Below are 11,854 nucleotides of genomic sequence, written 5' to 3' on the forward strand. Positions count from 1 at the left end.
TGGGCGACGATGACGCAAGGGGCGACGCCGGGCGCGCACGCTCGCGCCCCGCATGGCGTTGCGGTGCGCGAGGCGTTCGGCTACGCTCACGCGGATGGGCGCGAGTGCGGCAGCGTTCGTAATTATTTTGAAAGCTCGCCTTCGCAAGACCGGGCGAGCGCCTTGCCCGTCAACCCCCCAACGTACCGTCGCGACAATTCAGGACGACCTTTGCACTCCGCGGAAACCCGTCTCAAAGCGCTTTTCGTCAGCGGCCTCGAAGGCGACGCGCAAGCGTATCGCGACTTCCTCGAGGAACTCACGCGCCATTTGCGCGGCTACCTGCGCCGGCGCATTCCGCAGTTGCGCGACGACGTCGAGGACCTCGTGCAGGAGATCCTGCTTGCGGTGCACAACGCGCGTCACACATGGCGACCTGACGAACCGCTCACGGCCTGGGTGCACGCGATCGCCCGCTACAAGCTAATGGACTTTTTCCGCTCGCGCGCGCGCCGCGACATGCTCAACGATCCGCTCGAAGATCACACCGATCTGTTCGCCGCGCCCGACGACGAACCCGCGCAGGCACGCCGCGACATCGGCAAACTGCTCGACCAGTTGCCCGACAAGCAGCGCCTGCCTATCGTCCACGTGAAGCTCGAAGGGCTTTCGGTCGTGGAAACGGCGAAGCTCACGGGACTTTCCGAATCGGCGGTCAAGGTGGGGATTCATCGCGGTCTGAAAGCGCTCGCCGCGCGTATCAGGGGAGCGCAATGAAAACCGACGATCTGATCGATCTGCTCGCCACGGGCGATGCGCGCGTCGACCGCAAGGCCGCGCGGCTGCGCTTCGCGCGGGCGCTGCTGCTCGGCTTCGCGGGCTCGGTCGTGCTGATGAGCGTGGTGTTCGGCGTGCGGCGCGATCTCATGAGCGTCATGCATACGCCGATATTCTGGGTGAAGCTCGCGTTTCCGTTGTGTGTCGCGGCCGCGTCCGCGCTCGCGGTCAGCCGCCTCGGGCGGCCGGGCCAGCGCGGCGGCTATGCGTGGGCACTGGTGGCGCTGCCATTCGTCGCCGTGCTGGCGCTTGCGTGGCTTGCGCTGAGCGACGCGGCTTCCGCGCAACGCGTGCCGCTCGTGCTCGGCCACACGTGGCGCACGTGCCCGTTCAATATCGTGCTGCTCTCGGTGCCCACCTTCGCGGCCGTGTTCTGGGCCGTGCGCGATCTCGCGCCCACCCGCCTGCGCGTGGCGGGCGCGGCGGCCGGGCTCTTTGCGAGCGCGCTCGCCACCATCGCCTATTGCCTCCATTGCCCGGAGATGAGCCCGGCGTTCTGGAGCGTCTGGTATGTGATCGGCATGTTGCTGCCCGCCGGCATTGGCGCGTGGCTGGGGCCGCGGCTGCTGCGCTGGTAACGGCGTGTGCGGATCAGCGCGCGTTGGCGCGCGTCACTCTTTCAGGAAGCGTTGCGCGAGCGCTTCGTAAAGCGGCGGCGCGAATAGCCTGGAAACCTGGCTCGAAACGAGCGCCGTTGCCATCAGCGAGATCACGAGCGCGTGGCCGTCGATCATTTCGATGACGATGACGAATGCGGTGATCGGGCTCTGCGTGACGGCGGCAAGATAGCCGACCATGCCGAGTGCGATCAGCATCGGCAACTGCATCTGCCCGAACACCGTGTGCAGCACGTTGCCGATGCCCGCGCCGATCGCCAGCGACGGCGCAAAGAGGCCGCCCGGCGTGCCCGGCAGATACGAGCCCACCATCGAGGCCATTTTCAGCACGGGATAGGCCACGGTGAGATTCGAATGGCCTTCGAGCATGCCGCGCGCTTCCGCATAGCCGCTGCCGAACAGATTGCCGCCGCTCGCCACGCCGAGCACGGCGATGAACAAGCCGCACAGCGCGCCGAACGCCACGGGCCGTTCCTTTCGGAGAGCGAACAATCGGGTGGGCATCCATCGCTCGGTGTTGAGCAGCAGCCAGCAGAACACGCCGCCCGCGAGACCGGTAATCACGCCAACGAGAATGACGGCGATGGCGAGCAGATCGGGCAAGTGGCCGGCGATGGCGATCGTGCCGAAATACACATAGTTGCCCTGCAGCGCGAGCGAGACGACACCCGCAAAGATGATCCCCGTGATGATCACGCCGCTCGTGCGCGCCTCGAAGCTGCGCGTGAGTTCCTCGATCGCGAAGACGACGCCTGCGAGCGGCGCGTTGAACGCGGCGGAAAGGCCCGCGGCCGCGCCCGCGAGCGCGAGCTTGTATTCGAGGCCGACGCCGTACATGCTGCGCAGCCGCGCCGGGTAGAAACGCCGCAGGCTGTACATCAGCGCGGCGCCCACATGGATGGTCGGTCCTTCGCGCCCAATGGTGAAGCCACCGAGAATCGCGAGGAACGACAGGGCGATCTTGCCGATCAGGATGCGCAATGTGAGCAGACGCGGGCCGAATTTGCGCACGTCGTGCAGCGTCGCGATGACCTGCGGGATGCCGCTGCCCTCGGAACCCGGAAACCAGCGGCGGGTGGCCCAGACGCAGAACGCGCTGATGGCCGGTGTGACGAAAATGGGCAGCCACCGGTAATGACCGGTCATCTGCAAAAAGAGCGCGTAGCCGAAGTCGATGAGCCGCGCGTACAACACCGCGACGAGCCCCGTCGCGATAGCGCCAAGCCAGAACACGCCGAAATACAGCCAACGCCGCCGGCTGCGCAGAATCGTACGACTGTCGATAAGGTCGGAAACTCGCATGAAACGGCTTGGCCAAACTCCCTTTTCTTGTGCGTTGCCAGCCGTGCCGCAATGAGGGCGGTACGGCCGATCTTCGGGAGATTACCACGCACGCGATTTTCACCGCCAGCGAGTCCGACCAAAGCGACGGAAGCGACCAAAGCGCCTTAGCGCATGCCCCCGCTGGCGACGATATGTTCGCCCGTCAACCATTTGGCGTCGTCCGATGCGAGGAACACCACGGCGGTGGCGATATCGTCGGGCTGCCCAACGCGTCCGAGCGGCGTCTGGCTGACTGCAGCGCTTTCGAACTCCGATCCGATGACGCCTGCCGTATGGGCGCCTTCGGTCTCGATCACGCCGGGGTTGATTGCGTTCACGCGGATCTTGCGCGGGCCCAGTTCACGGGCGAGCACGCCGGTGATCGCATCCACGGCGCCCTTCGTGCCGCTATAGACCGCCGTTGTCGGCGGCGTGAGCGTCGTCACGACCGAACTCACGTTGATGATGCTGGCACCCTCGCCAAGGTGCTTCACGGCCGCCTGGGTGGTGAGCAGTACGCCGAGCACGTTGGTGTCGAACTGCTTGCGGTATTGCGCTTCCGTGAATTCTTCGATCGGCGCGAACTCGTAGACGCCCGAGTTGTTCACGAGGATGTCGAGCCGGCCGTAGGTTTCGACGGCTGCACCGATGATGCCCTGTGCGTCCGCCGCCTTCGAGACGTCGCCGCCAACGGCAACCGCCTTGCCGCCCGCCGCCGTAATCGCGGAGACGACCGTATCCGCGCCCGCCTTGCTGCTCGCGTAGTTCACGACCACCGAAGCGCCTTCGGCCGCGAGGGCCTTGGCGATAGCGGCGCCGATGCCTTTCGACGCACCCGTGACAACCGCGACCTTGCCTGCCAGTTTGCTCATCATGTTCTCCGCACCGTAAGTTGCACCATCGAGAGGAACCGGCGTCTTGACTCGCACGAATCAATCGGCCGGCGACGGATACGAATGTAAAGATACGCGCCGCCGCGATAAAGCGGCTGGGCGCGAACAGACTGGCGGGATCAGCTGAACAATCGGGGCAAAGCGGGGCACACTGGAGGCAGCTCGCGCCGAAATTCCAGCAGGCATCGATCGCAAACGTCTTTACCAGCGCTGGTGCACGTGCGGTGCAATAAGGCGTTCATAAACGTCGTGCGCGCGTTGCATGGCTGCGTCGGAGAGCGGTGCGAGGCTCGCCGCCGCGGCGTTCGACGCCGCCTGGGCCGCATTCTTGCTGCCGGGAATGATGACCGAGACGGCATCTTCCATGAGGATCCAGCGCAGGGCCAGCTGGGCCATGGAGGCGTTCACGGGGACCAGGCCGCGCAGTTCGTCGACCGCCTGCAACGCGACGTCGTACGGCACGCCCGAGAACGTTTCGCCCACATCGAACGCCTCGCCATGACGATTGAACGCACGGTGGTCGTCTGCCGCGAAAACAGAGTCCGCGGACAACTTGCCGGTGAGCATGCCGCTCGCCAGCGGCACGCGCGCGATGACCGCAACGTTTTTCTTGTGCGCCTCCCGGAAAAACAGCTCGGCAGGACGTTGGCGGAACATGTTGTAAATGATCTGCACCGAAACCACATTCGGATATTCGATCGCCTTCAGCGCCTCTTCCACCTTTTCGACCGAAACGCCGTAGAAGCGGATTTTGCCGGCGGCGACGAAGTCGTCCATGGCGGCGAATACTTCGGGGCGGTAATAGACTTCGGTCGGCGGGCAGTGCAGTTGCACCAGGTCGAGCGTGTCGACGCCCAGGTTCGAGAGACTCCGGTCGATGAAGCCCTCGAGTTCGCGCTTGTTCAGATAGCCGCTGGTCACGTGCGGGTCGAGCCGGCGCCCGAGCTTGGTGGCCACGATGGGGCGCTCGCCGCCGCGCTCGCGCAGCACGTCGCGGATAATGCGCTCCGAGCGGCCGTCGCCGTAGACATCGGCCGTGTCGATGAACGTGACGCCGCTATCGAGCGCGGCGTTCAGCGCGGCTCTCGCGTCGTCTTCGGCAACGTCGCCCCACGAACCGCCGATTGCCCATGCCCCAAACCCGATTTCCGACACCTTCCAGCCGGTACGGCCGAATTTTCTCGTTGAAAGCGTCATTGACGTGCTCCTCCTTTAGTTTGCGATGTCGTTTGCGAAATGACCTGGCTCGCCTTGCCATAGCCTCTGCGCCCGTAGTTTAGCGGGCTGTTGGCGCGTTGCCATCTTTTCGCCCCCGCGCGTTGGCCTTGCTCCAACGATTCCGGCCTTGATTCGACCTCGATTCTGCGCCACGACGGGCCGTTGCGCGCCGCCGCAGGGCGCGGGCGCAACTGGCACGGTGGTTGCAGGAAGTGGCGGCGGCCTGTGCCGCCTTATTGGTTCTCAATGGCCCGACACTTCCAGCGAGGTAAGCATCATGTCTAACCTAAAAATTGAAACTCAGGAACCCGTACCGTTTTTCTCGCATTTCCTGGAAGGGCAGTTTTCCAGGGACCTGACGGGAGCGCAGATGCAGGCCATACGCGGCGGTGCGGTCGTGACGATGGCGGCGCCGTCCGACCAGGAGGGCGTGCCGGTCGGCGAATTGCCCGATATCCTGGGAATGCTGCGCCACATGGGGTGGCCTATGGGGCAGTTGCCCGGCACTCCTGCCTCGCCGGTAACGACGATGGCGTATCCCTCGGACGGCGAGAATGCACCTCTTTAGCATTCCTGTTCATTATCGGACGGCGACGGCTTGCACGGAGTCGGGCGCGCGGCGAGACATCGACTCGCCGCGCGCGTTTATTCAAGGAGCCCAACCATGTCTGAGCGGCACCCACGGCCGGTGGTCCTGATCATCACCCACAGCAACGACAACGAGAGTATCCCGCTTGTCATGAATGCTGTCGCGGCGCAGGGCGGCATCGCTTACCGGTTCGATACCGACCGCTTTCCCACCGGCATTCGGCATTGCAGCCACTACAGCGGCGAAGAAGCGCGGCAGGTGGTTGCGTGCGAGGACTATGAATTGGACCTGGGCACGATCACTGCCGTTTGGTATCGGCGGATCGCGATCGGGCGGTGTATTCCCGAAACGATGGACTTGCAGCTCAGGCGGGCGGCAATCGAACAATCGCGCGCCACGCTGCACGGCATGATCGCCAGCTTGGATGCGTTTCATCTCGATCCCGTGCACCGTTTGCGCCGCGCGGAAAACAAGCAGCTTCAGCTCAAGATTGCGAGAGAAGTCGGGCTTGAGATTCCACGCACCTTGATCACCAATGCGCCAGAAGCCGTGCGCGGGTTCGCACGCGAATGCAAGCAGGGGATGATCATGAAGACGCTGTCGTCGTTTGCCATTTACGAGCAGGGCGAACAAAAAGTGGTCTTTACCACGGCGGTTCATGACAAAGACCTCGAGCGTCTCGACGATCTTCGTTATTGCCCGGCCATCTTTCAGGAGCAAGTGCCCAAGGCGCTGGAACTCAGGGCCACGATTGTGGGAGAACGCGTGTTCACGGCTTCGATCGATTCCCAACGGTCCGAGAAAACGAGCATCGACTGGCGTCGCGACGGCATTGGATTGCTCGAAGCCTGGGAACCGTACTCATTGCCGCCTGAGGTGGAGACTGCGCTACTCGAACTGATGCGCGCGCTGGGCCTCAACTACGGCGCCGCGGATTTCATCGTCACCCCGGACGGCCGTCACTGTTTTCTGGAGGTCAACCCGGTCGGCGAGTTCTTCTGGCTGGAGAAACGCCCAGGTCTGCCACTCTCGGGTGCGATTGCCGACTTGCTCGTGTCGAGCAAGGGCGCTGTGTGACAGAGGACGGCGCGGTCGTACGCGCCTTCACGTTCTGCCCTCAAATCGGCTTTTCGACTGCCGGCTGGCCGTGAGGCATGACGGTCTGTTGCCCGTCCTTCTCGAAACCGCTATACGACCAGTCCAGTTTTCCGGCGGTCGTCGCGACCGAGCGGGTTAGACCGACGCCGTATTCAGTCAGATAGGTTCGGCGTGTCTTGTTCTGGACGATGCCATCCTTGATCTGCTCGCAGTCCAGGTCGATCGCTTTGCCGGTCAGCGCAGTGTTGAACTGGGAAGCCGGATAGTAGCGGCTCGAATGGCAGGTCCACGTGAGCGCCCGGAAGTTGACGATCTGGACCGTCGTGCCGAACTTGAACGTCGTCGTATAGGTTTCGTCCTCCTGCGGCGCGTTGAACGCAAACTCGCCGTTGTCGGCGTCGTGCGCGACGAAGGGAATGAACGCGGCCGTCTGCGCGTAGTTCGCCGTTTCTTCTTTCAGGCTGTAAATGTTGAGGTAAGAGAGGCTGAACGTTGCGGCAGCGGGAACCCCATTCGCCGAGCTTTCATACACCTGCTGGACCATGCCCGTATCTTGCGCGTTGATCAGCACGGTTTTGAAGTCGCGCTCGATTCCCGCTGTGCCGAAGTGGCCCGTTACCTTGCCAAGCACCGTCAAGACCTTGAAGGGTAGCTTGTGCGTGCCCGCTGCTGGCATTTTGTCGCGAAGGCTCGTGGGCAGAGAGTCCACGCCAAAATGCGCCGCGAGATAGCCGGGCTTGTCGCTGGCCATATCCTTGACCGGTACGAACTGCGTGCATCCGGACAATAGCGCAGCGGAGGTGACGGAAGTGCCGACGAGCACGCGGGCGATTCTGTTTCGCATCTTTTTCTTCGATTCTCTGACAACGGTTGGGCGCCGGCCGAACGAGCACGGCCTGGCATGCATAACGGCGCGGCGCGGGAGTTCTTTAATCGAAGGGGGGAATTTGGGGGGGGGGCCGTTCCGGGGAGGGGGCTGGGTGCTTTGGGCTTTCCTTGTTTTCGCGGCGGTACTTCATGCGTTGCCCCTGTGCGGGGCGGCACCTACTTTTCTTTGCAGCGGCAAAGAAAAGTAGGCAAAAGAAAGCCGCTCACACCGCCAGCGCCTGCCACCGTTCACCTCGCACCACCCCACTTGAATGGCTCCGGAGCGTCTGTCACCTCGCACCACTTAACTAAGTGACAAGGCGCTCATCCTTCCGGCGGCGCTACGCGCCCCGAAGGGCATAACCAAAAGCCGTTGGGGTGCGTAAGTTCTTGCGAATGGCTTGCGTACCATTCGGTTTGCGGTGTCCCTTGCAGACCCGGCCGCTGCGCGCGCAGCGAGCAGCGGGAACGGATGAGCGCCTGGTCACTAACGGGAATGGTGCGAGGTGACAGACGCTCCGGAGCCATTCAAGTGGGGTGGTGCGATGTGAACGGTGGCAGGCATTAGCGGTGTGAGCGGCTTTCTTTTGCCTACTTTTCTTTGCCGCTGCAAAGAAAAGTAGGTGCCGCCCCGCACAGGGGCAACGCTGGCATACCGACGCGAACACAAGGAAAGCCCAAAGCACCCAACTCACAGAAGGTTTTCTACGAGCCACGTCAAACTAACCACCCCGCGCGCCAGCAACACTCTCACGCACTGGCAAACCCAGACCACCAGCACCCTCCTCGGAATCCCCAGACTCAAATCCAACTTCCCCATTCAAAACGGCCCGCGCGCGCTCGACATCAATCGCCCCTTCCCACCGGGCAACCACGATCGTTGCCACGCCATTGCCGATCAGATTCGTCACAGCGCGAGCTTCATTCAAAAAGCGATCCACGCCCAGCAGCAACACGAGCCCAGAAACCGGAATCTTGTGCATCGACGCGAGCGTAGCAGCAAGCGCTACAAACCCGGCGCCCGCCACACCGGCAGACCCTTTCGAAGTCAGCAGCAAAACACTCAGCACAACGACCTGATCGAGCACGGTGAGATGAATATTCATCGCCTGCGCGACAAAGAGAGCCGCCATCGTGAGATAAATCGCCGTACCGTCCGCGTTGAACGTATAGCCCGTCGGCAACACCATGCCGACAACCGGCCGCGAGCAGCCCAGGTGCTCCATCTTGACCAGCATCTGCGGCAGCACGGCCTCGGTGGACGCCGTACCGAACGTGATCAGAATTTCGTCGCGGATATAGCGCAAATACTTCCACAGCGAAAAGCCGCAAACGCGCATGACGAGCCCAAGCACAACCACGACGAAGAAGATCGACGTCACATAAAGACAAAGCATCAACTCGCCAAACGAAGCCAGCGTGCCGAGCCCGTACTTCGCGATGGTGAACGCCATGCCGCCAAACGCGCCCACAGGCGCGACATACATGACGATACGCACGACGCCGAACATGCCCTGCAAAAACATGTCGAGCATATCGACGAGCGGCGCGGTGCGCGGGCCAAGCTTCGCCAATGCAATGGCGAACAGCACGGAGAAAAAGATGATCGGCAGAATTTCGCCATTTGCAAACGCGCCGACAATGCTGTTCGGTACGATGCTCATGAGAAAGCCGATCGCCGTGTGGTCGTGGGCGGCGTGCGCGTAGCCTGCAATAGCCGAGCTGTCGAGATGCGCCGGATCGATGTTCATGCCGCTGCCTGGCTTGACCACATTGACGACGACAAGGCCCACCAGCAGCGCGATGGTCGACGCCACCTCGAAGTAGAGCAGCGCCTTCACGCCTACACGGCCCGCTTCGTGCAGATCGTTCATGCGGGCAATACCCACGACGACCGAGGCGAAGATGATCGGCGCAAGCGCCATGCGGATCAGCTTGATGAAGAGATCGCCAAGCGGTTTGAGATCGGCGCCGATATCCGGGTAGAAGTGGCCGACGAGTATGCCGGCCACAATGCCAATCAAGACCTGTATGTAGAGCTTGGAAAGATACTTTTTGAGTTTCGAGGGCCGCATGTCTGTCTCCTGAGCATGGCGCCATCCACGTGAATCCGGGCGACCGCCAACCGCCATGCGTGCAGCGGTTGTGTTTCCGGTCGCGCTTTTCTCTTCACTTCACTTCGTTGCGCGCGCGGGCGTCAAGCCGCGAGCTTTTGCATCTGCTCAAACAGATCGGCCTTGCCCTCGAAGCCGATGCCGGGCAGGTCGGGCATCGTGATATAGCCGTTGTCGACCTTCACGCCATCGGGGAAGCCTCCATACGGCTGGAACAGGTCGGGGTACGACTCGTTGCCGCCAAGCCCGAGACCCGCCGCGATGTTGAGCGACATCTGATGGCCGCCGTGCGGAATGCAGCGGCTCGCGGACCAGCCATGCTGATGCAGCATGTCGAGGGTGCGCAGATATTCGACAAGGCCATAGCTGAGCGCGCAGTCGAACTGCAGCCAGTCGCGGTCGGCTCGCATGCCGCCGTAGCGAATGAGATTGCGCGCGTCCTGCATCGAGAACAGATCCTCGCCGGTCGCCATTGGCTTGTCGTAGTAGTTGCGCAGCGTGGCCTGCAATTCGAAATCGAGCGGGTCGCCCGGCTCTTCGTACCAGAACAGGTCGTATTGCGAGAGCGCTTTGGCGTACTGGACCGCAGTATCCAGATCGAAACGGCCATTGGCATCGACGGCAAGCTTCTGGCCGTCGCCGAGCACGCTCAGTATCGAATCGATACGGCGCAGATCCTCGTCGAGCGATGCGCCGCCAATCTTCTTCTTCACGACCGTGTAGCCGCGGTCGATATAGCTGCGCATTTCGTCCTTGAGCTTGTTGTGGTCCTGGCCCGGGTAGTAGTAACCGCCCGCCGCGTACACGAAGATCTTGCGGTTCGGCTGGCCATTGCCGTAGCGGTCCGCGAGCAGCTGGAAGAGCGGCTTGCCTTCGATCTTCGCCACGGCGTCCCATACCGCCATGTCGATCGTGCCGATCGCCACCGACCGTTCGCCGTGGCCGCCCGGCTTTTCGTTGGTGAACATCGTGGCCCAGATCTTGTGCGGGTCGAGGTTGTCGCCCGCGTCGTTCACGAGCGAGGCGGGATCGGCTTCGAGAATGCGCGGGATGAAACGCTCGCGCATCAGCGTGCCCTGGCCGTAGCGGCCATTCGAGTTGAAGCCATAGCCGATAACGGGCTTGCCGTCGCGGATCACGTCGGTGACCACGGCGACGAGGCTCAGCGTCATCTTGCTGAAGTCGATATAGGCGTTGCGGATCGAGGAGCTGATCGGAACGGTTTTTTCGCGGATTTCAACGATTCTCACGGGTGTCTCCTGGTGGCACGGCCAGCGTGCGTGGTTGGCTGGCTGTTGGAGACGCTAGGTTATGCGCCCGGATCGGTACTATGATTCACTTGTTTTCACATCTTTATTAACCTGCGGTGAAGAATGACCTGACCTCGTACCTGGAGTTTTTCGTCCTGCTCGGGCGTTACGGCAGCCTTTCGAGCGTGGCGCGCGACATGGACATCACGCCGCCGGCGGCGACCAAACGGCTCGCGCAGCTCGAGGCGCGCCTGGGCGTGCGGCTCGTCAACCGGACGACCCGCAGCGTGAGCCTGACCGCCGAAGGCGAGACCTTTCTGCACTACGCGACGCGCATTCTTGCCGAAGTGAAGGAAATGGAGGATGTGGTGTCGTCGAGCCGCTCGGTGACGCGCGGCTTGCTGCGCGTGAACGCGACACTCGGCTTTGGACGCACGACGATCGCGCCGCTCGTCTCGGAGTTCGCGCGGCGCCACCCGCATGTCGAGGTGCAGCTCGACGTCACCGACCGGCCGATCGATCTCGTCGAAAGCGGGGTGGATCTGGCGATCCGTTTTGGCGAATTGCCCGACAAGCGGCTCATTGCGCGGCGCATCATGACGAACCGCCGCTTGCTGTGCGCGTCGCCGCGTTATCTGGAGAAGCAGGGCACGCCCGCAACGCTTGGCGATCTCGCCGGTCATCAGTGCATCGTGCATCGGCAGAACGACAACGCTTACGGCATTTGGCGTCTGGAGCGCGGCGGCGAGGCGCATTCGGTGAAGGTGCACGGCATGCTGTCGAGCAACGACGGCGACATCGTACTCGGCTGGGCGCTCGACGGACACGGCATTCTGCTACGCTCGGAGTGGGACCTGGCGAAGTATCTGGAAAGCGGGCGCTTGCGCGTCGTGCTGCCCGAGTTCGTGCAGCCGCTCGCCGATTTGTTCGTTTATTACCCGAACAAGCGCAATCAGTCGGCGCGCGCGCGTGCGTTTATCGACTTTCTGGCGGAGCGGTTCAACCGGCACGGTGCGGCGGCTGCGCAATCGGCTGAGTGAATCCCGCCAAGGGCGCACAACGCGCCTCG

At 62.8% G+C, this 11,854-nt stretch carries 11 protein-coding genes; 5 read left to right on the top strand and 6 right to left on the bottom strand.

Annotated elements, in window-relative coordinates; translation table 11 throughout:
• Positions 1-210 precede the first annotated feature (210 nt).
• Positions 211-756 carry a sigma-70 family RNA polymerase sigma factor gene (locus FAZ97_RS27465; protein WP_158761783.1) on the top strand — a complete coding sequence of 182 codons (546 nt, stop codon included), beginning with the start codon at positions 211-213 and terminating at the stop codon, positions 754-756.
• The gene (locus FAZ97_RS27470) at positions 753-1,394 is read left to right on the top strand and encodes a DUF1109 domain-containing protein (protein ID WP_158761785.1); all 642 of its coding nucleotides are present in this window, start codon (positions 753-755) and stop codon (positions 1,392-1,394) included. Before FAZ97_RS27465 ends, FAZ97_RS27470 begins: the two co-directional genes overlap by 4 nt.
• Positions 1,395-1,427: 33 nt before the next feature.
• On the opposite strand, the gene FAZ97_RS27475 is transcribed toward FAZ97_RS27470, so the two are convergent.
• The 3 genes from FAZ97_RS27475 to FAZ97_RS27485 all read right to left on the bottom strand — a co-directional run bounded on the left by FAZ97_RS27475 (position 1,428) and on the right by FAZ97_RS27485 (position 4,846).
• Positions 1,428-2,735, bottom strand: a complete 1,308-nt coding sequence (locus tag FAZ97_RS27475) for a chloride channel protein (RefSeq protein WP_158761786.1) — start codon at positions 2,733-2,735, stop codon at positions 1,428-1,430.
• A gap of 146 nt (positions 2,736-2,881) precedes the next feature.
• Positions 2,882-3,628 (bottom strand): glucose 1-dehydrogenase, encoded by a 747-nt coding sequence (locus FAZ97_RS27480; RefSeq protein ID WP_158761788.1) that lies wholly within the window; start codon positions 3,626-3,628, stop codon positions 2,882-2,884.
• A gap of 222 nt (positions 3,629-3,850) precedes the next feature.
• Positions 3,851-4,846, bottom strand: coding sequence for an aldo/keto reductase (locus tag FAZ97_RS27485; protein WP_158761790.1), 996 nt, complete (start codon positions 4,844-4,846; stop codon positions 3,851-3,853).
• 298 nt (positions 4,847-5,144) lie between these two features.
• Between FAZ97_RS27485 and FAZ97_RS27490 the strand changes: the two genes are divergently transcribed.
• The gene (locus FAZ97_RS27490) at positions 5,145-5,435 is read left to right on the top strand and encodes a microviridin/marinostatin family tricyclic proteinase inhibitor (RefSeq protein ID WP_158761792.1); all 291 of its coding nucleotides are present in this window, start codon (positions 5,145-5,147) and stop codon (positions 5,433-5,435) included.
• A 96-nt stretch (positions 5,436-5,531) separates the two neighbouring features.
• Positions 5,532-6,533 carry an MvdC/MvdD family ATP grasp protein gene (locus FAZ97_RS27495; protein ID WP_158761794.1) on the top strand — a complete coding sequence of 334 codons (1,002 nt, stop codon included), beginning with the start codon at positions 5,532-5,534 and terminating at the stop codon, positions 6,531-6,533.
• 40 nt (positions 6,534-6,573) lie between these two features.
• Here the strand turns inward: FAZ97_RS27495 and FAZ97_RS27500 are convergent, their stop codons facing one another.
• The 3 genes from FAZ97_RS27500 to FAZ97_RS27510 all read right to left on the bottom strand — a co-directional run bounded on the left by FAZ97_RS27500 (position 6,574) and on the right by FAZ97_RS27510 (position 10,785).
• Positions 6,574-7,398, bottom strand: a complete 825-nt coding sequence (locus tag FAZ97_RS27500) for a hypothetical protein (protein WP_158761795.1) — start codon at positions 7,396-7,398, stop codon at positions 6,574-6,576.
• Positions 7,399-8,143: 745 nt separating this feature from the next.
• Positions 8,144-9,496 carry a C4-dicarboxylate transporter DctA gene (gene dctA, locus FAZ97_RS27505; RefSeq protein ID WP_158761797.1) on the bottom strand — a complete coding sequence of 451 codons (1,353 nt, stop codon included), beginning with the start codon at positions 9,494-9,496 and terminating at the stop codon, positions 8,144-8,146.
• A gap of 122 nt (positions 9,497-9,618) precedes the next feature.
• Positions 9,619-10,785, bottom strand: a complete 1,167-nt coding sequence (locus tag FAZ97_RS27510; RefSeq protein ID WP_158761798.1) for a mandelate racemase/muconate lactonizing enzyme family protein — start codon at positions 10,783-10,785, stop codon at positions 9,619-9,621.
• A gap of 116 nt (positions 10,786-10,901) precedes the next feature.
• On the opposite strand from FAZ97_RS27510, the gene FAZ97_RS27515 reads away from it, so the two are divergent.
• Complete coding sequence (locus FAZ97_RS27515; protein WP_158761799.1) at positions 10,902-11,825, top strand: LysR substrate-binding domain-containing protein; 924 nt, start codon at positions 10,902-10,904, stop codon at positions 11,823-11,825.
• Positions 11,826-11,854 lie beyond the last annotated feature (29 nt).

The organism is Paraburkholderia acidiphila, from assembly GCF_009789655.1.
Lineage (GTDB): Bacteria > Pseudomonadota > Gammaproteobacteria > Burkholderiales > Burkholderiaceae > Paraburkholderia > Paraburkholderia acidiphila.